The organism is Actinokineospora iranica (assembly GCF_900101685.1).
Classification (GTDB): domain Bacteria; phylum Actinomycetota; class Actinomycetes; order Mycobacteriales; family Pseudonocardiaceae; genus Actinokineospora; species Actinokineospora iranica.
In genome coordinates this window covers 236483-260628 of the sequence record NZ_FMZZ01000002.1, presented here as the reverse complement: position 1 = coordinate 260628, position 24146 = coordinate 236483, and the positions used below count along the sequence as shown (strand labels likewise).

Here is a 24146-nt window from a genome sequence, read left to right as displayed (position 1 = left end):
ATGAGGACGGTTTGGCCTTCAAGGGAAGCAGTCGGGTAGCCTGGTTGAACCACTCGTGCCGGACTACCGTGTCGCTCAACGATCGGCACAACGTCCGGCCCGCCTGATCTGCCGCATCCTTTCCGGCGGGTTGATACCCCTTGATCAGGCGAATGAGATCAGCGGTAGTAGTGTGTGTGATTTCAGTGGAACCGCCTTCGGTTGGTTTCAAAGCCCATGCGAATTCGATGGGGCCGCTTCGCGTTATTGTTGGAGGGTGTGAACTCTTTGCGCTCTGGGTAGAACGCCAAGGTGTGGTCGGCGGTTCGCTCAGGTTCGGCGTGGTTTATCGAGTATCGCGGTATTCCGGCAAGAGGTGTCATGGTGGTCTGCCGAGAGGTTCGCTTGGTCTGGGTTTGAACGGTTCCCGTTCGCGTTCCCGCGGCCCGTTCTTCTGCGGTCACCGTGGAGTGAACCTGTGAGGGAAGGGTGAAGGCAACGCTCTGGCCAGTGCGGTGCCGGCATTGTCGGGTTTATGACCTATGTGGAGTGGCTGCGGGAGTTCACCGAGGAAGCTGAGCGGCGGGCGGGTCGTTCAGAGCCTGACTGGGCTGTGCGGGTGCGGATGCATCCCGATGTGGTGCGGAGCGTGCAGCGGTTTCAGGTCGGCGAGGACGGGGACGGGCGGAATCTGATCGGCAAGGCTGAGGGCGCGGGGGATGCGGCTTACGCGGCGGCGGTGCGGTTGTTTGTGCAGGAGGAGCGCGAGCACGCGCGGATGCTGGGGGAGTTGTTGCGGGCGGCGGGGGCGTCGACCATCGCAACGCATTGGAGTGATGTGGTGTTCATATGGTTGCGGCGGGGGTTGGGGCTGCGGTTGGAGTTGATGGTCTTGGCTATCGCGGAGGTGGTGGCGTTGGTGTATTACCGGGTGTTGCGGGACGGTGCGGGTGACGCGCTGACCAGTGAGGTCGCGGGGCGGATTCTGGCGGATGAGCGAAGACACGTGCCTTTTCACCGCGATCGTCTTAGGGCTGCGCCGGTGAGTCGGGCCGCGCGGGTGGTGTGGTGGTGGTTGTTCCTCGGGGCTGTCCTTGTCGTGGTTGGCGATCACGGCCGGGCGTTGCGGGTGCTGGGGGTGTCTCGGCGGGCCTTCGTGGCCGAGGCGGTGCGGGAGTTCGCGGTGGCCTCGGATCTGCGGGTGCGCGATTTAGGCGGCTGAACCATGCTCGAAGGCGCATCGGTGCCAAGACGGCGCCGTTCATCCACCGGACAGGGAGGCGACGCGATGACCGCGAGCCTGATGATGGTCAACATCGACTGCGACGACCCCCAGGGCCTCGCCGCGTTCTACAGCGAGTTGCTGGGCTGGAAGATCACCTACAACGAGGGCGACTACGCCATGATCACCGGTGAGGGCACCTCGATCGGGTTCGGCCGGATCGAGGGCTACGCGCCGCCGCGGTGGCCGGACGAGGGCGCGCCCAAGCGGTTCCACCTGGACCTCTACGTGGACGACTTCGACCAGGCCGAGGCCCGCGGCGTCGAACTCGGCGCGACGAAGCCGGACTTCCAGCCCGGCGAGGGCAACTGGCGCGTCATGCTCGACCCATCGGGGCAGCCGTTCTGCCTGTGCCGCAGGCCGTCGTGACCGCGGTCACCCACCCTTGACCTCTGCATTGCTAGAGGTTTCACGATGGTGCCATGAGCGACCAGATGACCGCGATGGCCATCATCGAACACGGCTCGGCAGGCGTCTTGCGGCCGATGACCCTGCCGCGCCCGAATCCAGGGCATGGCGAGGTGCGAGTGCGGATTAGGGCGGCGGGGGTGCAGCCCTTCGACGTCGCCGTGCGCACCGGGTGGTCTCCGCCGGGCGCGTCGGTGGTGTTCCCGCAGATTCTGGGCAACGAGTTCGCGGGTGTGGTCGACGCCGTGGGGGCGGGCGTCGACCACCTCGCGGCGGGCGACGAGGTGCTGGGGTTCGCGGTCTTGGGCAGCTACGCGGAGTACCGCGTGGCGCCCGCCGACCAGGTCGTGCGCAAACCCGAGGGGATGCCGTGGGAGGTCGCGGGCGGGTTCACCGCGGGCGCGCAGACAGCGAGCATCGCCCTGGACTTCCTGCGGGTCGGCGCGGGGGAGACGCTGCTCGTGCACGGCGGCGCGGGCGCGGTCGGCACGATGGCGGTGCAACTCGCCCGGTTGCGTGGGGTGACGGTGGTGGCTACCGCACGCGCGGAGAACCACGACTACCTGCGCTCGTTGGGCGCGATCCCGGTGGCGTACGGCGACGGTCTGCTGGAACGGGTCCGTGCGGCGGCGCCGCAGGGTGTCGACGCGTCGCTGGACGCGGCCGGGGGCGACGCGCCGCGGGTGTCGGCCGAACTGGGGGTCAGCGGCGAGCGCAACGGGACCATCGTCGCCTTCGAGTCGGCCGAGAAGTTGGGCGCGCGGCGGATCACGGGGGTCCGCTCGGCCGCTCGCCTGGCCGCGCTGGTCGACCTCCACGACCGGGGCCTCTTGCGCGCGCACGTCCGCGCCACCTACCCGTTGACGGCGGCGGCGGACGCGCACCGCGAGGTGGAGACCGGGCACGGGCGCGGAAAGGTCGTCCTGATCATTGGGTGAGCCCAGTATGCTGGCCGGGCGTGGGTTCGGGGGGACCGATCGCCCTCGCCTGCGATGCGAGGGTGGGGCATGAGCGAATCCCGGCACGATCCGCGCCCGGTCGGGATGTCGGAGATCCAGGTCGTCGTCGTGGCGGCCGAGCGGCGGAACTCGCCGCTCGTTCTGGTCGCCGTGCTCGGCATCGTGCTGGTCGGGGTGCTCTGGATCGCGGCGCTCGGCCGGGTGCTGTCCGGCGAATCGGTGGTGACCGGCACCGCGCTCGCGGTCGGTGAGACGGCCGAGGAGTATCCCCGCCCCGGCTCGGTCTCCCTGTCTGACATCGCCGCCAACCCGCTGCTGGCCCCGGGCGCCCCGCTGGCCGCGGTCGACTGCGCGCTGCCCGAGTTGGGCACCGATCCCGGCGAGCTGGACGCCTACTACCGCATCGGCATCGGCTGCCTCGACCGCGCCTGGGAGCCGGTGCTGACCGGGGCGGGCCTGCGGTTCGCCAGCCCGCGGCTCAACATCGACGACCAGCCGCGCGCGAAGTGCGGCTTCACCCCATCGGAGGACGAGGCCACCGCGTTCTACTGCGATCGCGACCGCACGATCTACCTGCCCCGCGGACGCCTGCTGCGGGACGCGGGTGAGGACTCGGCGTACCACTTGGCGGTGCTGGCCCACGAGTACGGCCACCACGTGCAGGCGCTCAGCGGCATCCTGCGCGCCTCGGCGAACCGGGAAGCGGGGGCGGACGAGAACGAGTTCTTGGAGCTGTCCCGGCGCGCGGAACTGCAAGCGAACTGCTTCGCCGGGCTGTTCTTCGCCGCCGTAGGGGGCCAGGGTGGCGTGGACGCGGGCCTGGCCGAGGAGTCGGTGCGCAGCTTCGAGGACACCAGCGGCGCCGACAGCCACGGCACACCGGCCAACCAGGCCCGCTGGGCGCGCGCCGGATTCGACGGCAACTCCACCGCGTCGTGTGACACGTGGTCCGTGCCCGCCAGTGAGGTGGGGTAGCGGTCAGGGCCTGCGCCACCGGGTGAGGACGCGGTCGATCTCGTCGCGGATGCGCTCGCGGGCCTCCGCGCGCGGCACGCCCGCCATGAGCATGGCGTCGTAGTCGGTCTCCTCGTGCCGGATGGCGGCGACCACGGCGAGGGTGACGGCGTGCTCGTCCAGCGCGCGGCCCGCCGCCGACCGGCCGACGCGTCCGCTGCTGCGGGTGCCCGCGTGGTCGGCGATTGCTTTCGCGCGGTCGGCGGCCAGGCCGGGGAACAGTTCGCCGATGCGCGCGGCGAACGCGGCCTGGAACTCCACGTCCTGGGCGGCGCGGCGCTCGCGGTCGCGGACCCGGCGGCGCTCCCGGACGTCTTCGTCGGCCAGGCACTGGTCCTCGGCGGCCTCCAGCGCTTCGCGGTCCACGAGCAGGCCGCGCCGGTCGAAGCGTTTGCGGGACTTGTTCCACCGCACCACGATCGCCGCTAGGCCGCTCGCCTTGTGCGCCCGCCGGGTAAGCGCCGCATTACCGGAAGGCAGGTAGACGAGGTGGCCCAGGTCGGCGCAGTCCAGGCACAGGGGCGCGCCGTCTTCGAGGAAGTGGAAGTCCCCGGTGTCCCCGCACTGCGCGCAGAACCACTGCTTGTCGGGCAGGATCACGGCGAGATCGGGCGCTTTGGCCTGGCGTTCGGCTAGTTTCGCCTTGCGGGCCGCGGACAGACCAGGATCGGTCCACTGTGTCCGGTAAGCGCGTTCGGCGACCGGATCTCCCGACGCGGTGAATCGCAGGGCGCGCCGATCCCGGGTGGCGGCCACGTAGTCCACTTCGGACTCCGGAAGGCGTTCGCCCCGCGCCCACTCGTGCAGACGCGCCACCGCCTCCGCGAGCCGTTCCGGCGGCACGGCGGCGAGCTGGTCGAGGTGCGGCGCGCTGCCCGACTCCCACTCCCGCAGGGTTCGCGCGGTCAGCCAGCCAAGACCCGCGAGCACATCGAGGGGAACGACGACCTTCTTGCGGCGCAACAACTCTTCGGCGACCGCGGCCACCCGCCGGTCGAGGCGTCCACTCACGGTGATTCCTCTTCGCTTGCCATCGCGCGGTAAGCGGGCCGCAGCCACTCGGCCAAGGGGCGTCCGCGCATGGTCACCGGAAGCGGGTCGAGCTCGTCGAGCAGGGCGTCCGGCGCAGTCGTGGCGATCGGCGCTGGCGGCATACTCGACGGTGCGGTAGCACTGCCCCAGAACGTGTCCAGCAGCGCGGACAACGGCTCGCCGTCGTCGTCCGGCTCGGCGGCGGACGCGCGGTCCCGCAACGCGCGCAGGTTGTCGAGCAGTTCCTGCCTACCGCGCCCGCGCCAAGCCAAGATCTGGAACGGGTCCGCGTCGAACGACTCCGCCAAGAGGTAACAGGCAGCGGCAAGATGTTTGCACGGCACTTCCCAGTCCGGGCAAGAGCAGTCCATCGACAGCTCTTGGAAGTTGTCCGGGAACAGCCGCAGCCCCACATCGGCGAACACCGCCTCGATGTCCTGCGGCATGTCCCCGGCGAGCAGCTTCGCCAGGAACAGCGCCTGCCCGGCGAGCGCCTGCTCCACTTCGGCCCAGTCCGCCGAGGTGAACGCCTTCACCCCGATCCGCACCCGGTAGGGCCGCGGCCGCGACCCCTGCACCTGCGCGACGGCGATGCTGGTCGACAGCGACAGGCTCAGCACCTGCCCGGCCCGCGCGTAGCGCTTGCCGCGTTCCAAGCGCCCGCCCATGCCCAGCGACTCCAGCACGTCCAGGAACCGCCGCGACCACCACATCCGCGCGATGTCGCCGCGCTGGCTCCGCGCCCGCAGCCCGCCCTCGACCGGGATCGGCCTGGTCGGCTTCTCGCGCCACCACTCACTCACCGACAGCCTCCGAGGACAGCGTTACCAGTTCCCGTAGCTCGGCTGTCGACAGCTCGGTAAGCCAGTTCTCGCCCGCGCCGACGACCAACTGCGCGAGCGCCTTCTTCTGCTCGATCATCTTGTCGATGCGCTCTTCCAGGGTGCCGATGCAGACGAACTTGCGCACCTGCACGTCCCGGCGCTGCCCGATTCGGAACGCGCGGTCGGTCGCCTGGTCCTCCACGGCCGGGTTCCACCAGCGGTCCAGGTGGATGACGTGGTTGGCCGCGGTCAGCGTCAGGCCGGTGCCGCCCGCCTTGAGCGACAGCAGGAAGATCGACGGCCCCTCGCCGGACTGGAACCGCTCCACCAGCGTGTCGCGCTGCCGCTTCGGGGTGCCGCCGTGCAGGAAAGCGACCTCGGTGTCGAACCGGGCGGCGAGATAGGGCACCAACATGCCGCCGAACGCCGCGAACTGGGTGAAGCACAGCGCGCGGTCGCCGTCGGCCAGCACCTCCTCCAGCGTGTCCTCCAGCCGGGCGAGCTTGCCGGAGCGGCCCGCGATGCGGGAGCCGTCGCCGAGGAACTGCGCCGGGTGGTTGCAGACCTGCTTGAGCTTGGTCATGGTGGCGAGCACCAGGCCCTTGCGCTGCACGCCCTCGCTCTCATCGATCTTGGCAAGCATGTCGTCGACCACCGCGCGGTAGAGCGACGCCTGCTCCGCGGTCAGGTTGCAGAGCTGCTTCATCTCCAGCTTGTCTGGCAGGTCATCGATGATCGCCGGGTCGGTCTTGACCCTGCGCAGCACAAACGGCCCGGTGATCCGGCGCAGCCGCGCGGCGGCGTCTTCGTCGTTGTGGCGCTCCACGGGCACCGCGAACCGCGCGCGGAACCTGGCCAGCGGGCCGAGCAGGCCGGGATTCGCGAAGTCCATGATCGACCACAGCTCGGCGAGCCGGTTCTCTACCGGGGTTCCGGTAAGCGCGACGCGGTGCCGGGCGCGCAGCGACCGCACGGCCTGCGACTGCCGGGCCGCGCTGTTCTTGATGTTCTGCGCCTCGTCCAGCACGATCCGGTCCCAGGTCAGCTTGCCCAGCGCCGCCGCGTCGCGGGCGGCCAGGGCGTAGGTGGTGATCACCAGGTCCGCATCCGACACGGCCTTGGCCAACTGCGGGCCGGTAAGCCTGTCCGCGCCATGGTGAACGTGCACCCGCAGCCCCGGCGTGAACCGCTCCGCCTCCCGTTGCCAGTTGCCCACCACCGACATGGGACAGACCAGCAGCGTCGGCGGGCGCTCGGTGTCCGACCGCGCCAATGCCTCCAACGCGAGCAGTTGGACGGTCTTGCCCAACCCCATGTCGTCGGCCAGGCACGCGCCGAGGCCAAGCCGGTCCAGGAAGACCAGCCAGGCCAGACCGCGACGCTGGTAAGGGCGCAGGTCGGCGGTGAAGCCCTCGGGAGTGTCGACCGGCTCCAGGGTCGTCTCGACCGCGCCGCCGAGCAGGTCGGCCAGCCAGCCCGTGCCGCCGATGTCGACCACCGGCAGGGGGAACGCGTCGTCGTCCGCGGGCATCCCGGCCAGCTCCAGCACCTCGCCGACCGACATCCGGCCGTCCCCCGAGCGTTCGAGGAACGCCAGGCCCGCCGCGAGCTGTCGCTGGTCGACGTGCACCCACTGCCCGCGCACCCGCACCAGCGGCACCTTCGCCGCCGCCAGCTCCCGCAGCTCGTCCTCGGTGAGCGTGAGGTCGCCCAAGGCGAGATCCCACCGGTAGTCGACCAGCTCGTCCTTGCCGAGAACGCTGTCGCGGGTCACCGTTCCCGCCGTGCCCCGGCTCGTGGTGGTCAGCTTCAACCCGACCCGCGACGACGCCCGCCACCACGACGGCAGCAGCACCCCGAACCCGGCCTGGTCCAGCGCCGCCGCGCGGGAGAGGAACCGGTGCGCGCCCGCGGTGTCCAGCCGCAGCCCGACCGGGTGCGCCTCGCGCAGGGCGGCGTCCAGGTCGGGATAGACCCGGCCCGCGCGGCCGAGGTCGGCCAGCAGCAGCTCGGCGGGCCGGGCGACCCAGCGCCGCAGCACCTGGTCGCGGTCGCCGCTCCACACCTGCGCCGCCGACACCAGCACGCTCGGGTCGTCCGCGGCCTGGAGCAGGAACTCCAGCGTCCAGTCGTCCGAGCGGTGGTCCTCGGCTTGGTCGGGCGAGCGGAGCCGGAAGCACGCCCGCACCGGCCCGTCGTGCACGGCGCCGGACCGCCAGGTGTCCACCGCGCTTGCCAGCCGCGTGGCCCGCTCCGGCGGCACGGCGAGCCGGGGGTTGTCGCCGACCAGGCCCCGCAGCAGCGCGCCTGCGGCCGCCTCCGCCGCGGTGAACCGGCCCGGCGGGGCGAGCCGGACACCGGTCAGCCGCGCTCGGGCCGCGGCGTCGACGAACGCGTCGAGCACCGGATGCAAGACGTCGTCGACAGGCCTGCCGTCGAGCAGTTCAGGGTCGACCTGCACCGCCCGCAGCACCGGCGGCAGCGCGTCGCGCAACCGGGCGTACCGGGCCGAGTCGACCCCGGACAGCGTGGGCCGCCAGCGCGCGGCGGGCCTGCCGCTCTCGCTCACGATCGAGGGCAGCACCCGGCCTCGCGTGACCAGGTCCTCGGCGAAGGCCGCCACCTGGGACAGGAACCGCACACTCGCGCCCGCCCGCACGTCGTCCCGCTCGGCCACCGGGCTCGCGGCGAACACGGCAGGCGCCAGCCGCACGGTCGGCACCCGCCACGGCCGCAGCGTCACCGCGCCGCGCGGGGTCGCCGGGGCGGTCAGCGGATCGCGCACCAGCTCGGGTGAGGCGACCGGCGCGGAGGGACGCGACGGCAGCAGCACCCGCGACTCGTCCGCCGCGCCCGCGACGGCGACCCGCTCGGCCAGCACGGACGCGGGCACGGCGAACGGGTGCTCTTCGACAGTTCGGCTCGCGCGTCCCGCGCGGCGGGTGGGCAGGTCGGAATCCTCCGCCCAGAGCGCTAACTCTCCGGCGGCAGTGACCAGACAGTGCAGCGCCAACACCGCGTAGACACTACCGACCGGATTTCCGCCGTCAGCCGAGAGTGCGCAAGAGGAACTCGTAGACGATCGCCGACATGTGCGCCCGCTGCGCGTTGTCCGCCGCCGCCCCGTGCCCGCCCTCGATGTTCTCGTAGTACCGGGGCGTGAACCCGAGATCGATCATCTTGGCCGCCATCTTGCGCGCGTGCCCCGGATGCACCCGGTCGTCGCGGGTGGACGTCACGAAGAACACCGGCGGGTACTTCGCCGCGTCGCTGACGTTGTGGTACGGGGAGAACTCCTTGAGGTAAGACCAGTCGTCCGGGTCGTCGGGGTTGCCCCACTCGGCCATCCAGGACGCGCCCGCGAGCAGCAGGTGGTAGCGGCGCAGGTCCAACAGCGGCACCTGGCTCACCACCGCGCCGAACAGCTCCGGGTAGCGGGTCAGCATCACGCCCGCGAGCAGGCCGCCGTTGCTGCCGCCCTGCGCGCCCAGCCGCTCGGGCGTGGTGATCCCGCGGGCCACCAGGTCGCGGGCCACCGCGGCGAAGTCCTCGTAGGCGCGCGGCCGGTTCTCCCGCAGCGCCGCCCGGTGCCAGGCGGGCCCGTACTCGCCGCCGCCGCGGATGTTGGCGACCACATAGGTGCCGCCGTGCTCCAGCCAGCCCCGCCCGAGGCCGCCGCTGTAACCGGGGGTGAGGGAGATCTCGAACCCGCCGTAGCCGTAGAGCAGGGTCGGGCCGCTGGTGTCCTGGCCAGCGACCACGAAGTAGGGCACCCGGGTGCCGTCGTCGGACACCGCGAAGTGCTGCTCGACGGCCATGCCCTCGGCGTCGAAGAACGCGGGCGCCTGCCGCAGCAATTCCACCTCTCCGCCGACCTCTCCGCGCAAGAGGGTCGACGGCTGGAGGTAGCCGCTGACGTTGAGCAGGTACTCGTCGCTGTGGTCCGGGTCGGTGTCGATCACCTCGGCCGAGCCGACCTCGGGCGCGCCGGGCAGTTCGCCGCGCGTCCAGCCGTCCGGGCCGGGCGTCAGGACCTCCAGCCGGGTCTTGACGTCGGACAGCTCGTTGAGCAGCAGGTGGTTGCGGGTCCAGGAGTACCCGCTGAGCGAAGTGCGCTCGTCCGGCTCGAACAGCGCGACCAGGTCCCGCCCGCCCGCGAGGAAGTCGTCGAAGCGGGTCGCCAGCAGCGACCCCGACCGGAAGGTGGTCCCGTCGACCGTCCAGTCCGACCGGAGGCTGACCAGCAGCCACTCGCGGTGGATGTCGGCGGTCGCGTCGTCGGGCACGTCGACGCGCACCAGGTCACCGGACGGGGTGCGGAGGAACTTCTCCGAGCTGAAGAAGTCCGGGAAGCGGCCGACGAAGTCGCGCTCGAAGCCCGGGGTGAAGTCGTGGTAGGCGTAGACGCTGACATCGTCGGGCTTGCCCTCGAAGACGACCTCGGCCTCGGCCAGCGGCGTCCCCCGCCGCCACTGCTTGACGACCCGCGGATAGCCGGAGGTGGTCAGCGAGTCCTCGCCGAAGTCCGTGCCGACGTAGATCTGGTCGGCGTCGATCCAGTTGACCCGGGTCTTGGCCTCCGGCAGGACGAACCCGTCGGCGACGAACTCGCCGCCGCGCAGGTCGAACTCGCGGACCACGGTCGCGTCCGCGCCGCCGCGGGACAGCTCGACCAACGCCAGGTGGTAGTCCGGCTTGAGCACCGCGGCGCCCTTCCAGACCCAGTTCTCGTCCTCCCGCTCGACCAGCGCGTCCACGTCGAGCAGGACAGTCCAGACCGGAGCGCCGGTGCGGTACTCGGCCAGGGTCGTGCGCCGCCACAGGCCGCGCGGGTGGGTCGCGTCCTGCCAGAAGTTGTAGAGGAACTCCCCGCGCCGCCGCGGGTAGGGGATGCGGTCGTCGGCGTCGAGCACCTCGCGCAGGCGAGTTCGGATCGTGTCGAACCGCTCACTTCCGGTCAGCTCGGCCGCGGTCTCCGCGTTGCGGGCCCGGACCCAGTCCAGGGCGTCCTCCCCGGTGACGTCTTCCAGCCAGAGATACGGGTCGGGGGCAGCGGCTTCGGTCATGCGGCCAGTCTGCCATCGGGTGAACTCCGGGCGAGCCGTCCGTCCGTGGGTTAGCGTGGCCGCCGTGAAGATCGGTTTCGCCGCTCCCGTGTCCGGTTCGTGGGCCACTGTCGACAACCTGGCCCTGGTCGCGGCCAAGGCCGAGGGGTTGGGCTACGACTCGCTGTGGACGTTCCAGCGGCTGCTGTCGCCGCCGGACGCGAGCTGGGGCGAGGCGTATCGCGCCGTGCTCGACCCGGTCGCCACGCTGGGCTTCCTCGCCGCGCGCACCAGCCGGATCCGGATCGGCGTCGCGGTGCTGAACCTGCCGTTCTTCGCCCCGCCGCTGCTCGCCAAGCAACTCGCCACGGTGGACCTGCTGTCCGGGGGCAGGCTGGACGCGGGCCTGGGCATCGGCTGGTCCGATGAGGAGTACACCGCCGTCGGCGTGGACAAGAGGGATCGCGGTAAGCGCGCGGAGGAGTACCTGCCGCTGCTGCGCCGCTTCTGGACCGACGAGGTGGTCGACCACGACGGCGAGTTCTACCGCGTCCCGCCGACCCGAATGGACCCCAAGCCGGTCCAAGCGGGCGGGCCGCCGATCCTGGTGGGCGCGGGCGCCGAACCCGCCTTGCGACGGGCAGGACGGCTTGCCGATGGGTGGGTAAGCAGCAGTCGGGCAGACCTGTCTTCCATCGGTAAGTCCGTGCGCACTATCCGCACGGCCGCTGAGGAAGCGGGTCGCGATCCGGCCGCGCTGCGCATGGTCTGCCGGGGCGCGGTGCGCGTGCGGTCCGCGCGCGCGGACCGGCAGCCGTTGACCGGCACTTTCGAGCAGATCCGCGCCGACTTCGCGGACCTGGCCGAGCAGGGCGTCACCGAGCTGTTCGTCGACCTCAACTTCGACCCGGAAATCGGCAGCCCGGACGCCGGCCCGGCCGAATCGATGCGCCGCGCGGAAGACGCCCTGGAAGCGTTCGCCCCGTAGCGGGGGATAACCCGAGATGGAGACGGCGGCCCACCGGATAGTCCTGCCGAGCGGCGGTAGGCAAGCTGACCGTATGCACATCATCCGCGCCCCGTTCACCCGGCAGGCCATGGGAGAGCTGGCTTACGCGCTGGTCGGGCTGCCGCTCGCGCTCATCGGGTTCGCGCTGACCCTGGTGGCCCTCGTCGCGGGCACGGCGCTGTCGGTGACCTTCATCGGCCTGCCGCTGCTGGCCCTCGGCGTCATGGCCGCCCGGGCGTCCGGGGCGATCGATCGCGGTCTCGCCAACGCGCTCCTCGGCACGAGGCTGCGCCCACCGCCGCGATTCGAGCCCCGAGCAGGTTTCTTCGGCTGGCTCGGCGACGCGCTTCGCGACGGCCCGGGCTGGCGCGCGGTCCTCTATCGCGTGATCCGGCTGCCGTTGGCCGTGTTCACCGCCGCCGTCGCGGTCTTCGTCTGGGGCTACGCGGTCGCGCTGGTGACCCTGCCGGTGTGGGCGGCGCTGTTCACCGAGGGACTGCCCGTGTTCGACCTCCCCGCCGAGGTCGCCTTCGACGGGTGGGCGGTCGTGCGCTGGCTGATCGGCGTGGCACTGCTGCTGGCCGCCCCCTGGCTGGTGCGCGGCCCGCTCGTCCTCGACCGGCTGCTGATGACCGCGCTGCTGACCAGCCCGCCGCTGGCCGACCGGGTGCGCGACCTGGAGCGGACCCGGGCCAGCGCCGTCGAGGACTCGGCCGCGCGCCTGCGCCGGATCGAGCGGGACCTGCACGACGGCGCGCAGGCCCAACTGGTCGCGCTCGCGATGAAGCTGGGCATCGCCAAGGAGTCGATCGACAGCGGCGACACCGAGACCCTGCGCGCTCTGGTCACCTCGGCCCACACCACCGCCAAGGACGCCCTCGTCGAGCTGCGCGACCTGGCCAGGGGCATCCACCCGCCCGCCCTCGACAGCGGCCTCGCCCCCGCCCTGACCACGCTGACCGCGCGATCCGCCCTCCCGGTCGACCTCACCGTCGACATCGGGGACCGGCCGAGCCCGGCCATCGAGTCCATCGCGTACTTCTGCGCCGCCGAACTGCTCACCAACGCCGCCAAGCACAGCGGGGCGACCCGGGCGGAGGTGTCCGTCCACGCGGGCGACGACGGCCTGCGGCTGCTGGTGCGCGACAACGGCTCCGGCGGGGCGGCCATCGGCGCGGGCACCGGCCTCGCTGGCCTGGCCGAGCGGGTCCGCACCGTGGACGGGCGGCTGGCCATCGCCAGCCCGGTGGGCGGCCCCACCGAGATTCGCGTCGACCTGCCGAGGACCAGCGCATGAGGATCGTGATCGCCGAGGACTCCGTGCTGCTGCGCGACGGGCTCGTGGAACTGCTGACCCTGCGCGGGCACGAGGTCGTCGCGGCCGTCGGCGACGCCGATGCGCTCACGGCCGCGGTCGCCGAGCACGCGCCCGACGTGTCCGTCGTGGACGTCCGGATGCCGCCGACGCACACCGACGAGGGCCTGCGCGCGGCCGTGGCGCTGCGGCGCGCGGACCCGTCCCGCCCGATCCTGCTGTTCTCCCAGTACGTGGAGACCAGCCACGCCGCCGACCTGCTGGCCGGACGCCCTGATGGCGTCGGCTACCTGCTCAAGGACCGCGTCGCCGACGTCGGCGACTTCGTGGCCGCGCTTACCCGGGTCGCGGCAGGGGAGACCGTGCTGGACCCGGAGGTCGTCACCCAGTTGTTCGGCCGACGGTCAGACGCGCTCACCACGCTCACGTCGCGCGAACGGGAGGTCTTGGACCTCATGGCGCAAGGCCGGTCCAACAGCGGCATCGCCACCGCGCTGTCGCTGAGCCTCGGGTCCGTCGAGAAGCACGTCACCAACGTCTTCGCCAAGCTCGGCCTGCCGCCGTCGCAGGGCGACCACCGACGGGTCTTGGCGGTGCTGCGCTACCTGCGACTGTGAGTCACTCACGCCATCCGGACAGCTCCGCCCCCTTGGCGATGTCCACCCGGAACCCGAACTGGATCTCGGCTGTCTGGCCCGCCGCCACATCCAGCTTCCAGGTCACCTCGCCCAGGTCGGTGCGCGCCGCGGGCTCCGGGGACAGGCTGACGTCGCGGACCACCACCGACTCGCTGCGCGAGACCGGGACCTGGTCCACCACGGTGATCCTGGCCGCGCGCGGGCCGAAGTTGCCTACCTTGACCCGGTAGCTCGCCTCTTGGCGCCGGGTGCCGCCGAGCACGGCCTTGCCCGCCGAGCGCCGCACCAGCTCGCGCTCCACCCGGACCCGGTCGTCGATGCCCAGCGTCAGCTCGACCTCCTCGCCCGGCGCCCACGCCGCGAGGTCGGTGCCGCCGACGAACTCGCTGTCGTGGAAGACCGACGCCCGGCCGGGCCGCAGCGTGTGCTCGGAGGTGTTGACCGCCGTGGCCCGCAGGTACGCCTCGGGCCCGCGCAGCGGCACGGTCACGTGGCCGACCTCGGCGGGCAGCTCGACCACGGTGACCGTCGTGCGGTGCGAGGTCCCGTCGGCGGGCACCGCGACGGGACGCGCGGGCCGGTAGGTCGCCGCCGCCACCCCGTGCTCGACCACGGCGAACGACTCGGCCATCGGCGCCGTCGCCGCGTACGCGGCAGGCGCGGCGGCCCGGGCCATCTCGGGCGTGCCGCCGTACCCGCCGGACATGGGCTGGACGGGCGGCGGCCGTCGCACGTCGAGGTACCAGGGGCGCAGCTCCGGCACGTCGACGCTGTTCGCCGGACGGGCGGTCGACAGGCGTAGGTCGCACTCGGGCCAGTCTTCGCCGCTGTGCTGCGTGACCAGGCCGTACCAGGTAAGCGTCAACGCGGCGCCGGTTAGCCGCACGTCGTAGCGCGACTCCCAGCTCGCCGCGTCGACCAGGTAGGACACCTCCAGCTCGACCTCGCCCGGCTCGGACACCGCCAGCTCGGCGGTGATCGCGGTGCGGTCGGGCGCGCCGTCGTCGCGGTCGTCGACGCGCCGCTGCGCCTGGTCGTGCTCGTCCTGTGTCCGCCGACGCGCCTCGGCCAGCACACGGCGCTCGGTGAGCACGTCGGCGAGCTGGCCCGCCAGCGCGTCGCCCACCCCGGCCACCCGCGCCGGATCGGCCTCGCCCTTGGCCAGCGCCTGGGCGAAAGCGCCGCCCGACCGCCGCGCCAGCGACGTGATCAGCTCGGCGCGCGCGTCCAGCACTGTCTGCCGATCGGTAAGCGCGTCGAGTTCGGCCCGCAGCGCGTCCCGCCGCTCGGCCAGGTCCGCCAGCGCGGCGTCCGGCGTGCGCGGGTTGCGCTCGGGCGCGACGTCCACGCCCAGGACCGTGGCCGGACCCCGGCCGCTCACCCGCACGGAGTCGGCGTGCAGGCCCAGCGGGAGCCCGCCGACCACGACCCGCTGCTCGCCCTCGGCCACCCGCAGCGCGCCGCGCCGGGTGACCCTGGCCTGTCCGGGATAGACGGTCACGGCGACGATCGGGGCATCCACACGACTGGTCACGTCGCGAGGCTACTCACCGGCGCGCGCCACCGCGTCGATCTCGGCCAGCAGCCCCGCCTTCACCTCCGGCGCGCAGAAGGCCGCCCGCACCCCCGTTCGGGCGATTTCGGCCAACTCCGCCCGGGTGAGCCCGAACCGCTCGTGGCAGAGCAGGTACTCGCGGTCCAGGTCCGTGTGGAACATGCCGGGGTCGTCGGTGGCCAGCGTGACCGGCACACCCGCCGCCAGCAGGCGGGGCAGCGGGTGGTCGGCCAGGTCCGGCACGGCCCGGGTGCGCAGGTTCGACGTCGGGCAGACCTCCAGCGGGATGCCGTGCTCGGCGAGGTGGCGCAGCAGCGCCGGGTCGGCCACCGCGCTGACGCCGTGGCCGATCCGCTCGGCGCGCAGGTCCCGCAGCGCCGACCAGATCTCCGCCGGGCCGACCGTCTCGCCCGCGTGCGGCACCAGGTGCAGGCCCGCGCCTGCGGCCAGCTCGAACGACCGGCGGAACCGCGCCCTCGGCACGCCCACCTCCAGCCCGCCGACGCCGAACCCGACGCTGCCCTCGGGGGCGTGCCGCAGCACCCAGGTGATCGTTTCCTGGCCGTCGGTCTCCAGGCCGCCGGGGATGTCGTAGACCCAGGCAAGCGCGACGCCGTGCTCTGACAGCGCCCTCTTACGCCCCTCGGTGAGGGCTTCGGCAAGCTCGGCCGGATCGATTCCGGTGACCAGGTGGCCGAGCGGGGTCACGGTCACCTCGGCGTAGCGCGTGTTTACCGCGGCCAGGTCAGCCGCGATGCCCAAGACCAGCGTCGTCACGTCGGCCCCGGTCTTCACCAGCCCCGCTACCGAGCCGTAGACAGTGATGAAGTGGGTGAAGTCGGTGAACTCGTAGAACCGGGCAAGTTCGTCGCGGTCAGTCGGCACGCCGTGCTCGGGGTGGCGGCGGGCCAGTTCCAAGACGGTGTCGAGGGACGCGGCGCCGACCAGGTGCAGGTGCAGTTCGACCTTGGGCAGGGCACGAATGAAGGAGCGCATGAAAACAGACCTCTCGGGTGTGATGACGGGCGCGGACGGGCCGCGTGGTCACCAGGCGAGGTCGCCGCGCTCGTGGTCCTCCCCGTACAGGGGCAGCGGCACCAGCCAGCCGAGGATCACGGACACGCAGAGGAGTTTGGCTGAGGGGTAAACGACCCGTCAAGGGAATACGTTCGCGCCTACGATCGACGGTGGAGGTGTGCGATGTCCGATGTGCGGCGGCGTTTGTTCGTCTTCGACATGGACGGCACGTTGCTGCCGGAGACCTCCGGCCTGCTCGCCGTCGCGGAGGTGCTGGGCACGGTCGATGAGCTGACCGCGCTGGAGGAGCGGTTCGCCGTCGAGGAGATCAGCACGCTGGAGTTCGCCCGGGAGGTGCGGCGGCTGTGGGGCCCGGTGCCCGAGTCGGTGTTCCGGCAGGCGTACGACTCGTGCGCGAAGCTGGCGGGCATCCGCGAGGTCGTGCACGACATCCGCGCGGGCGGCGGCGTGTCATGCCTGATCACCATGTCCCAGGATCTCTTCGCGAACCTGTTCGCCGAGCACGAGTTCGACCACATCTTCGCCACCCCGTACCCGCTGTCGCTGGAAGCCGCCGTCGCCGACGAGGACGTGCTCACCCCGGAGTCCAAGCCGCGCATCGTCGAGCGGCTGTGCCGCGAGCACGGGTTCGACTACGCGGACACCGTGGCGTTCGGCGACTCCGGCAGCGATATCCCGCTGTTTCAGACGCTGCGGCACACGGTGGCCGTCAACGCTACCGACCAGCTGCTCGGCCTCGCCGCGACGGACTACCGAGGCGCCTCTTTGCCGGAGGCTTACCGCTTGGCGTTGGACATGATCGAGACGTCCACAGTGGACGCGGTCGATTCCTGACGATCGTCCTGTCGCGCGGTGTCGAACGCTCACTCGCGGTTGCGGATTTGTTCACTTCTCCAGGGGGGCGGGAGTCTTCACTCCTCGCTTTTCCGTGGTCGGGTCACTGGTGTTTCCGACGTTCGCGGACGTGGCAGATGAGCGGACTCCGGGCCTCTTATCGCTGGCGGGCACAACAGCGGTCGTGGCGACGTTCCTCGCACTAACCACAGCCCGGTAAACGCGATCGACTCCGCGGCGCTGGCACGTCCGCTCGCACTTACCTGCTCTACGACAGCGCGACGGGCCGCAACCGCGTCGCCACGATCAAGTCCGTCTCCACCGGAACGGCGTCCCCGGTCTCGGCGTTCCCCGAGGTCGAAGGCGGCACCCGGACGACCGACTCGGGGTCGTTCGCCTACTACGCGGGACCGGTGACCAAGTCCGCCGCGAACCTGTGCGTGAAATGGGGCGCTTCGGTGGGATCCGCCTGCTACACCAGCCCGTTCGAGCATTGCGGCTGAGCCGCCCAACCTAGCCCACCGGCCCGACAGTTCTCCCCGCTGTCGGGCCTGGTTGTCCACAATGGCCGGATATATCCACAGGGGACGAGAAGACCTTTTCCCAGCCAGCCGCCCTGTGCACAGTGGACTCATGACGACTCCACCGACCACCACAGTCACTCTCGAAGACGGCGGCGACCTCATCGCCGCCATCCCGCACCTGCTGGGCTTCCACCCGGCCGACTCCCTTGTCTTGGTGACGCTTCTCGGCGAAGACAGCGTGTGCCTGGGCCCGATCATCCGCGCCGACCTCCCGGCCGCAGCCGACGCCGCATCGCTGGCCGAGCACCTGAGCTCGGTCATCACCGAACACCGCGCCCGCTCGGTGTTCGTCGTGATCGTCGGCGGGGACGCCGACGCGCCACCAGACCTGCCTTTCCCGCCCCAAAGACATGTGGTCGACGCGGTGACGGCGGCCTTCGCGACCAAGGACATCTCGGTCGACCACGCGCTGTGGACGCCCACGGCGTCGGAGAGCGAACACTGGCGCTGCTACACCCATCCCACCTGCTCGGGCACGGTCGCCGACCCGGGGGCCTCTCCGATCGCGGCCTTCCTGACCGTCGCGGGCCTGGTCACCTACCCGACCCGCGAAGCCCTGGCCGACACGCTGGCTCCCGACCCCGAGGCGGACCTGAACCGCCGCTCCGCGCTCATCGACGCCATCGTGGACACCGAACTCGCCGCGGACGCGGCAGACCCGGCCGCCTTCATCCGAGACCTGGCCCTGGTCGAGTCCACCCTCGCCGCGTTCCACTCGGCCCCGGAGCCCGCCGGAGAATCTCCTGATCTCACAGCGGATTCCGGCCCCGCCCACCGCACGCACGAGGAGCGGGTGCTCACCGACCCCGCCGCCACCGATCCGGACTTGGACGACGACCAACTGGCCGCGCTCGCGGTTGCCCTGAGCCACCACGACATCCGCGACGCCTGCCTCGCCATCGTCCTGTCCGACCGGGCCCGCGCGGCCGATCGGCTCTGGACACGCCTGGTCCGGGCCATCCCCGCCCCGGAACGCGCCGAACCCGCCTGCCTGCTCGCGGTCAGCGCTTACCTACGCGGGAATGGGGCGCTGGCAGGCATGGCCCTGGACATCGCGGCCGACGCGGACCCCGGGCACACTCTCGCCGCGCTTCTGCGCGCGTCGATGGACCACGCCATCCCGCCCGCGGAACTCCGCCACATCATCACCCACACCGCCCGCGCCAGAACCCGCGCGCCCGGTTAGGTGTCGGCCCGGGAGCCGCGTCCCGCTGAACCCACCGGCAGGGCGCGTCTGTGGACGGCGGACGGCCGTCCACAACAGACCGCTGGCCGGTGCCCAGGTCCTGGACACCAGGCCGATCGCCACCGCGTCAGGCACGAGCGGCTGGTCCGCGCGGCCGTGCCGCCACGTGGATCAGCGGCCAAGGCGCGGACGGGGATGGAAGCGCGCGGTTCGGTGGCGAGTGAAGGCGTGTCGGGCGGCCGCTTGCCTGCCGGGGCATCCGCCATGCCGTCGTTCGTCGTGGTCGCAGGCCGGGCGACTGGTTGGCAGTCGTGCCGGCCCGGCGACCACGGCTCCCCGCCAGGAGCCAGGGCGAAGGCGACGGGTCGTCAGGCTCGGGCGCGGGTGAACTCCCAGGCGTCGCCGATGATCGTGCGCAGGTCGGCGCGCTCGGGCTCCCAGCCGAGGTGTTTGGCGGCCGCGTCGGCCGAGGCGACCAGGACGGCGGGGTCGCCGGGTCGGCGGGCGGCGAACTCGGCGGGGATGGGGTGGCCGGTGACTTCGCGGCAGGTCTGGACGACCTCGCGGTTGGAGAAGCCGGTGCCGGTGCCCAGGTTGTAGATCTGGTGCTCGCCCTCGACGGTGTGGGCGAGTGCCAGCAGGTGGGCCTCGGCGAGGTCCGCGACGTGGATGTAGTCACGGACGCAGGTGCCGTCCGCGGTGGGGTAGTCGTCGCCGTAGATGGAGATGGCAGGGCGGGCGCCCAGGGCCACCTGCAGCACGATCGGGATCAGGTGGGTCTCGGTGGTGTGCCGCTCGCCGAAGCGGCCGTAGGCGCCCGCCACGTTGAAGTACCGCAGGCTGACCGCGGCGAGGCCGTGGGCCTTGGCATAGGAGGTGATCGCGTGATCGATGGCGAGTTTGGTGGCGCCGTAGGTGTTGGTGGGGCGGGTGGGGGCCGATTCGAGGATCGGCACCTGCTCCGGCTCGCCGTAGGTGGCCGCGGTGGAGGAGAACACCAGGCGCGGGGTTCCGTTGTCCCGCATGGCGTCGAGCAGCCGCAGGGAGGTGAGGACGTTGCCGTTCCAGTACTTGGCCGGGTCCTGCATGGACTCGCCCACCAGTGACTTCGCCGCGAAGTGCAGCACGCCGTCGAAGCCGTCGGCGAGCAGCGAGCCAGCGGCATCGGCGATGTCGGCCTGGACGAACCGGGCGCCATCGGGCACCGCGTCCGCGTGGCCGGTGGACAGGTCGTCGACGACCACGACCTCGTGGCCGCTCTCGATCAGCCGCGCCGCGCAGACGCTGCCGACATATCCCGCCCCGCCGGTCACGAGCAACTTCACCGTGGTCCTCGCCTTCGTCCTGGTTCTTGTGGTTGAGGTTCTTGCGACTGTGGTTCTTGCGACTGTGGTTCGCGGGGTCCCGGCTTCAGAGGTCGCGGCCCGCGCCCGCCGACGGCGCGGCCGTGAACAGTCGCGGCGCAGTCAGCGACCGTTCCGCGTAGGCGGCGAGCACAGCGGCGCGCACATCGTCCCGGCGACCGGTGGGCGCCAGCGCGATCGCGGAGCCGCCGAAGCCGCCCCCGGTCATCCTGGCACCCAGCGCGCCCGCCCCGACAGCCGCGTCCACCGCGACATCGAGTTCCAGACAGGACACTCGGTAGTCCTCGCGCAGACTCGCGTGCGACGCGCTCAGATGGGCGCCGATGCCCGCGATCGACCCCGCCCGCAGCGCCGCGACGCCGCGCAGCACCCGGTCGTTCTCGCTGACCACATGGCGCACCAGCGGCCGAAGGTCTTCCGGGAGCGCCGCGGACGCCTCGGCGAGGCCGTCGAGGGGCACATCGCGCAGCGCGGGCACGCCGAGCAGCCGCGCGGCCCGCTCGCAGCCGCGCCTGCGGTCGCCGTAGGCCGAGGTCGCCAGCGAGTGCCGGGCCCGGGTGTCGACCACGATCACCTCCAGGCCCGCCGCGGCCGCGTCGAAGGGCACCTGCTCGCGGGCGCCGGAGCGGACGTCGAGGAACAGCGCGTGCGACTCGACGCAGCACAGCGAGGCGGTCTGGTCGAGCAGACCGGTGGGGGCGCCGACGAAGTCGTTCTCCGAGCGCTGCACCCACCGGGCGATCTCGGCGAGCGTGGGGGAGCCGTCCTCATCGGGCGTGACACCGGCGAGGCCGAGCAGGGCCAGCGCCACCGCGCACTGCAGGGCGTGGGAGGACGACAGACCCGCGCCCGCGGGCACGTCGCCCACGACCACCAGGTCGGCGCCCCCGGTGAAGCCCTGCCCGCGCAGCGCCCAGGCGACCCCGGCCGGGAACGCGGCCCAGCCGGTGACCGACCCGGGCGCCAGGTCCGCGACCGGGACCGGGGCGGCGCGCTGGGGGATGGCGTCGTCGCCGATGGTCGTCGCGGCCAGCACGCCGTCGGCGCGGGCCGACGCGGCCACGGCGACGCGGAACGGCAGGGCGAACGGCAGGACGTAGCCGTCGTTGTAGTCGGTGTGCTCACCGATGAGATTCACCCGTCCGGGGGCGGACCACACCCCATCGGGGGCTCGGCCGTGGAGCCGCCGGAACTGGCTGGCGGCCCGGTCGGCCGAAGTCACTGCCCGCGGGCCAGGACCGCGTGCAGGACCGTCGGCGCCAACTCGGCTGTGTTGCCCGCGCCGGTGATCTCGATCGTGTTGCCGTCGCCCTTGGACGGGCCGACGCTGATGACGTTGCCGGGGAGGATGCCGACGGCCTTGAGGTCGGCCATCAGGTCCGGGTCAAGCTGCACGTGCTCGGCGATGCGGCGGATCTCGACCTTGCCGCCGCCGCGCCGGGCGACCTCGTCCACGCGCACCAGGCCAGCCTCCACCGGCGGGGCGGGCTCGCCCTCGCCCAGCTTGTCCAGGCCGGGGATGGGGTTGCCGTACGGCGAGGTGGTCGGGTGGCCGAGGAGCTTGACCAGCTTGCGCTCCACGGCCTCGCTCATCACGTGCTCCCAGCGGCACGCCTCGCTGTGCACGTGCTCCCACTCCAGGCCGATGACGTCGACCAGCAGGCGCTCGGCGAGGCGGTGCTTGCGCATGACCGCGATGGCCAGGGACCGGCCGTGGTCGGTCAGCTCCAGGTGCCGGTCGCCCGCGACGACGAGCAGGCCGTCGCGCTCCATGCGGCCGACCGTCTGGCTCACCGTGGGGCCGCTCTGCCCCAGGCGCTCGGCGATGCGGGCACGCAGGGGGACGACGCCCTCCTCTTCGAGTTCGTAAATAGTGCGGAGGTACATCTCTGTGGTGTCAATGAGATCGTTCACGCCGGTTCCCCTTCGTCACCTCGTATGGTAGTCGCTCGCTTGGGCGGAGCAGTCGGCCAGTAGCAGCGAGTGACCAGGGGCGCAGCCGGCAGGATGGCGGGGTGACGGTATTTCCCAGGCCTGTGGTGTCGGCGGCGGAGTTGGCGGCGTCGCTCGACGGGCCGCGGCGGCCGGTCGTGCTCGACGTGCGGTGGCGGCTGGGCGGTCCGCCCGGGCGGGCGGACTACGCGGCCGGTCACATCCCCGGCGCGGTCTTCCTCGACCTGGACACCGACCTGGCCGCGGAGCCGGGGGCGGGCGGCAGGCACCCGCTGCCCGACCCGGCCGATCTCCAGCGTGTGCTGCGGCGGGCGGGGGTGCGCGCGGACCGGCCGGTCGTGGCCTACGACGCCGACAACGGCTCGGTCGCCGCGCGGGCGTGGTGGCTGCTGCGCTGGGCGGGCCACCGCGACGTCGCCGTGCTCGACGGCGGGTACGCGGCCTGGGTGGCCGAGGGGCACGCGGTCGACGCCGACGCCCCGGTTCCCGAACCGGGCGACTTCGTGGTGCGGCCGGGTGGTATGCCGGTGCTCGACGCCGATGGGGCGTCTGCCATGGCCGACGTCGGGGTGCTGCTGGACGCGCGGGCGCCGGAGCGGTACCGGGGCGACGTCGAGCCGGTCGACCCGCGCGCCGGGCACATCCCCCGGGCGGTGAACGCGCCGTTCTCCGGGCATGTGGGGGCGGACGGGCGCTGGCTGCCGCCCGCGCGGCTGGCGGAGCGGTTCGCCGGGCTGGGTGTGCGGACGGGGGAGCCGGTGGGGGCCTACTGCGGCTCCGGTGTCACCGCCGCCTCGGTCGTGCTGGCGCTTGAGGTGGCGGGCGTCACCTCCGCCGAGCGGCCCGCCGCCCTCTACGCGGGGTCTTGGTCACACTGGTGCGTCGATCCCGACCGTCCGGTCGAGACGGGGGAGCGGGCGGCCCACTAGGGTGCTGGCATGGGTGATCGCGCCGCGACCGCGAGCGTCGTGTGGGACTCCGCGTTGCTCGGCTACGACCTGGGCGGGGACCATCCGTTCAACCCGATCCGGCTTGAGCTGACCATGCGCCTGGCGCGGGCGCTGGGCGTGCTCGACGGGGTGGACCCGCTGGCGCCCGAGGCCGCGGGCGACGACGACCTGGCGCGGGCGCACGAGGTGTCCTACGTGGCCGCCGTCCGGGAGGCGCCGATGGCGTCCTGGGACGTCGGGCACGGGCTGGGGACGGCGGACAACCCGGTCTTCGACCAGATGCACGCCGCGTCGGCGCTGGTGGTGGGCGGGACGCTGGCGGCGGCGCGGCGGATCGCGTCGGGGGAGGTCGACCGGGCGGTGAGCATCGCCGGGGGGCTGCACCACGCGATGCGCGACCACGCCGCCGGGTTCTGCGTGTACAACGACTGCGCGGTGGCGATCTCCTGGCTGCTGGACAACGGGTTCGACCGAGTCGCCTACCTCGACGTCGACGTCCACCACGGCGACGGCGTGCAGGCCGCGTTCTACGACGACCCCAGGGTGCTGACCGTCTCGCTGCACCAGCACCCGGCGACGCTGTGGCCGGGCACCGGGTTCGTCACCGAGCTCGGCGGGCGCGGCGCGCAGGGCACCTCGGTCAACGTCCCGCTGCCGCCGGGCACCCGCGACCCCGCCTGGCTGCGCGCCTTCCACGCCACCGTGCCCGCGCTGCTGGCCGCGTTCCAGCCGCAGGTCCTGGTCACCCAGTGCGGTGTGGACACCCACGAGGAAGACCCGCTCGCCGACCTGTCGCTGTCGGTCGACGGGCACCGCGAGACCTACCGCGCCCTGCGCGACCTCGCGACCCGGTACGCGGGCGGGAAGTGGCTGGCCACCGGGGGCGGCGGCTACCAGCTGCTGCGCGTGGTCCCCCGCTCGTGGACGCACCTGATCGCGACCGTGCTCGACCGCGACGTCCCGGTCGAGACGCTGGTTCCGGCGGAGTGGACCGCCGCGGTCCGCACGGTCGCGCCGAACGCGACGCTGCCGGTGGCCATGGGCGACGGGCGCGACCCCTCCTTCGAGCCGTGGGGCGGCGGGCTGGACGAGGCGGTGGACACCGTGGTCCGCGACGTGCGGCGCGCGGTGTTCCCGCTGCACGGCCTCGACCCGGACGATCCGAGAGACTGACGAC

At 72.4% G+C, this 24146-nt stretch carries 20 protein-coding genes and 1 pseudogene; 12 read left to right on the top strand and 9 right to left on the bottom strand.

What is annotated here, in order from left to right:
• Positions 1 to 514: 514 nt before the first annotated feature.
• From BLS56_RS06510 to BLS56_RS06495, 4 genes are all read left to right on the top strand, one after another.
• Positions 515 to 1201 (top strand): ferritin-like domain-containing protein, encoded by a 687-nt coding sequence (locus tag BLS56_RS06510; protein WP_091449014.1) that lies wholly within the window; start codon positions 515 to 517, stop codon positions 1199 to 1201.
• Positions 1202 to 1267: 66 nt separating this feature from the next.
• Positions 1268 to 1630, top strand: a complete 363-nt coding sequence (locus BLS56_RS06505; RefSeq protein WP_091449013.1) for a VOC family protein — start codon at positions 1268 to 1270, stop codon at positions 1628 to 1630.
• A 53-nt stretch (positions 1631 to 1683) separates the two neighbouring features.
• On the top strand, positions 1684 to 2607 hold the full coding sequence (locus BLS56_RS06500) for an NADP-dependent oxidoreductase (protein WP_228771430.1): 924 nt from the start codon (positions 1684 to 1686) through the stop codon (positions 2605 to 2607).
• 69 nt (positions 2608 to 2676) lie between these two features.
• Positions 2677 to 3603: a neutral zinc metallopeptidase gene (locus BLS56_RS06495; protein WP_228771429.1), complete on the top strand. Its 927-nt coding sequence runs from the start codon at positions 2677 to 2679 to the stop codon at positions 3601 to 3603.
• A 3-nt stretch (positions 3604 to 3606) separates the two neighbouring features.
• Here the strand turns inward: BLS56_RS06495 and BLS56_RS06490 are convergent, their stop codons facing one another.
• From BLS56_RS06490 to BLS56_RS06475, 4 genes are read right to left on the bottom strand one after another with little or no spacing between them, the layout of a single operon-like run.
• Positions 3607 to 4653: a DUF2293 domain-containing protein gene (locus BLS56_RS06490; RefSeq protein ID WP_091449012.1), complete on the bottom strand. Its 1047-nt coding sequence runs from the start codon at positions 4651 to 4653 to the stop codon at positions 3607 to 3609.
• Positions 4650 to 5477 carry an SWIM zinc finger family protein gene (locus BLS56_RS06485; protein WP_228771428.1) on the bottom strand — a complete coding sequence of 276 codons (828 nt, stop codon included), beginning with the start codon at positions 5475 to 5477 and terminating at the stop codon, positions 4650 to 4652. Before BLS56_RS06485 ends, BLS56_RS06490 begins: the two co-directional genes overlap by 4 nt.
• On the bottom strand, positions 5470 to 8514 hold the full coding sequence (locus tag BLS56_RS06480) for a DEAD/DEAH box helicase (protein WP_091449011.1): 3045 nt from the start codon (positions 8512 to 8514) through the stop codon (positions 5470 to 5472). The genes BLS56_RS06485 and BLS56_RS06480 overlap by 8 nt, the downstream gene beginning before the upstream one ends.
• 31 nt (positions 8515 to 8545) lie before the next feature.
• Positions 8546 to 10564: a prolyl oligopeptidase family serine peptidase gene (locus tag BLS56_RS06475; protein WP_091449010.1), complete on the bottom strand. Its 2019-nt coding sequence runs from the start codon at positions 10562 to 10564 to the stop codon at positions 8546 to 8548.
• A 64-nt stretch (positions 10565 to 10628) separates the two neighbouring features.
• Between BLS56_RS06475 and BLS56_RS06470 the strand changes: the two genes are divergently transcribed.
• From BLS56_RS06470 to BLS56_RS06460, 3 genes are read left to right on the top strand one after another with little or no spacing between them, the layout of a single operon-like run.
• Entirely contained in the window at positions 10629 to 11531 is a 903-nt protein-coding gene (locus BLS56_RS06470; RefSeq protein WP_091449277.1) for a TIGR03619 family F420-dependent LLM class oxidoreductase, read from the top strand.
• A gap of 16 nt (positions 11532 to 11547) precedes the next feature.
• Entirely contained in the window at positions 11548 to 12849 is a 1302-nt protein-coding gene (locus tag BLS56_RS06465) for a sensor histidine kinase (RefSeq protein WP_091449009.1), read from the top strand.
• A complete protein-coding gene (locus BLS56_RS06460) occupies positions 12846 to 13484 on the top strand; it encodes a LuxR C-terminal-related transcriptional regulator (RefSeq protein ID WP_091449008.1) in 639 nt (212 codons plus the stop codon). The genes BLS56_RS06465 and BLS56_RS06460 overlap by 4 nt, the downstream gene beginning before the upstream one ends.
• Before the next feature lies 1 nt (position 13485).
• Here the strand turns inward: BLS56_RS06460 and BLS56_RS06455 are convergent, their stop codons facing one another.
• Complete coding sequence (locus tag BLS56_RS06455; RefSeq protein ID WP_091449007.1) at positions 13486 to 15039, bottom strand: mucoidy inhibitor MuiA family protein; 1554 nt, start codon at positions 15037 to 15039, stop codon at positions 13486 to 13488.
• Positions 15040 to 15048: 9 nt separating this feature from the next.
• Entirely contained in the window at positions 15049 to 16056 is a 1008-nt protein-coding gene (gene add, locus BLS56_RS06450; protein WP_091449006.1) for an adenosine deaminase, read from the bottom strand.
• 204 nt (positions 16057 to 16260) lie between these two features.
• Between add and BLS56_RS06445 the strand changes: the two genes are divergently transcribed.
• The 3 genes and pseudogenes from BLS56_RS06445 (at position 16261) to BLS56_RS06435 (ending at position 18702) form a co-directional block, all read left to right on the top strand.
• Positions 16261 to 16932, top strand: a complete 672-nt coding sequence (locus tag BLS56_RS06445; RefSeq protein WP_091449005.1) for an HAD family hydrolase — start codon at positions 16261 to 16263, stop codon at positions 16930 to 16932.
• 242 nt (positions 16933 to 17174) lie between these two features.
• A pseudogene (locus tag BLS56_RS32110) lies at positions 17175 to 17435 on the top strand (M23 family peptidase); the annotation flags it as partial.
• 130 nt (positions 17436 to 17565) lie between these two features.
• On the top strand, positions 17566 to 18702 hold the full coding sequence (locus tag BLS56_RS06435; RefSeq protein ID WP_175482699.1) for a DUF4192 domain-containing protein: 1137 nt from the start codon (positions 17566 to 17568) through the stop codon (positions 18700 to 18702).
• A 368-nt stretch (positions 18703 to 19070) separates the two neighbouring features.
• Here BLS56_RS06435 and galE read toward each other — a convergent pair whose 3' ends face one another.
• The 3 genes from galE to BLS56_RS06420 form a co-directional block, all read right to left on the bottom strand.
• Entirely contained in the window at positions 19071 to 20027 is a 957-nt protein-coding gene (gene galE, locus BLS56_RS06430) for a UDP-glucose 4-epimerase GalE (protein ID WP_091449003.1), read from the bottom strand.
• An 85-nt stretch (positions 20028 to 20112) separates the two neighbouring features.
• Complete coding sequence (gene galK, locus BLS56_RS06425; protein ID WP_091449002.1) at positions 20113 to 21288, bottom strand: galactokinase; 1176 nt, start codon at positions 21286 to 21288, stop codon at positions 20113 to 20115.
• Complete coding sequence (locus BLS56_RS06420) at positions 21285 to 21980, bottom strand: metal-dependent transcriptional regulator (protein ID WP_091449001.1); 696 nt, start codon at positions 21978 to 21980, stop codon at positions 21285 to 21287. The genes galK and BLS56_RS06420 overlap by 4 nt, the downstream gene beginning before the upstream one ends.
• A gap of 101 nt (positions 21981 to 22081) precedes the next feature.
• Here BLS56_RS06420 and BLS56_RS06415 point away from each other — a divergent pair, with 101 nt between their 5' ends.
• Together BLS56_RS06415 and BLS56_RS06410 are read left to right on the top strand one after the other, a co-directional pair.
• On the top strand, positions 22082 to 22948 hold the full coding sequence (locus tag BLS56_RS06415; RefSeq protein WP_091449000.1) for a sulfurtransferase: 867 nt from the start codon (positions 22082 to 22084) through the stop codon (positions 22946 to 22948).
• Positions 22949 to 22957: 9 nt separating this feature from the next.
• The gene (locus BLS56_RS06410) at positions 22958 to 24142 is read left to right on the top strand and encodes an acetoin utilization protein AcuC (protein ID WP_091448999.1); all 1185 of its coding nucleotides are present in this window, start codon (positions 22958 to 22960) and stop codon (positions 24140 to 24142) included.
• Positions 24143 to 24146: the final 4 nt, after the last annotated feature.

Bases quoted from the DNA above. Each gene is read 5' to 3' on its own strand.
- BLS56_RS06510 (WP_091449014.1), top strand. From the start codon at position 515: ATGACCTATGTGGAGTGGCTGCGGGAGTTCACCGAGGAAGCTGAGCGG.
- BLS56_RS06505 (WP_091449013.1), top strand. From the start codon at position 1,268: ATGACCGCGAGCCTGATGATGGTCAACATCGACTGCGACGACCCCCAG.
- BLS56_RS06500 (WP_228771430.1), top strand. From the start codon at position 1,684: ATGAGCGACCAGATGACCGCGATGGCCATCATCGAACACGGCTCGGCA.
- BLS56_RS06495 (WP_228771429.1), top strand. From the start codon at position 2,677: ATGAGCGAATCCCGGCACGATCCGCGCCCGGTCGGGATGTCGGAGATC.
- BLS56_RS06475 (WP_091449010.1), bottom strand. From the start codon at position 10,564: ATGACCGAAGCCGCTGCCCCCGACCCGTATCTCTGGCTGGAAGACGTC.
- BLS56_RS06465 (WP_091449009.1), top strand. From the start codon at position 11,548: ATGGAGACGGCGGCCCACCGGATAGTCCTGCCGAGCGGCGGTAGGCAA.
- BLS56_RS06460 (WP_091449008.1), top strand. From the start codon at position 12,846: ATGAGGATCGTGATCGCCGAGGACTCCGTGCTGCTGCGCGACGGGCTC.
- add (WP_091449006.1), bottom strand. From the start codon at position 16,056: ATGCGCTCCTTCATTCGTGCCCTGCCCAAGGTCGAACTGCACCTGCAC.
- BLS56_RS06445 (WP_091449005.1), top strand. From the start codon at position 16,261: ATGTCCGATGTGCGGCGGCGTTTGTTCGTCTTCGACATGGACGGCACG.
- BLS56_RS06435 (WP_175482699.1), top strand. From the start codon at position 17,566: ATGACGACTCCACCGACCACCACAGTCACTCTCGAAGACGGCGGCGAC.
- BLS56_RS06410 (WP_091448999.1), top strand. From the start codon at position 22,958: ATGGGTGATCGCGCCGCGACCGCGAGCGTCGTGTGGGACTCCGCGTTG.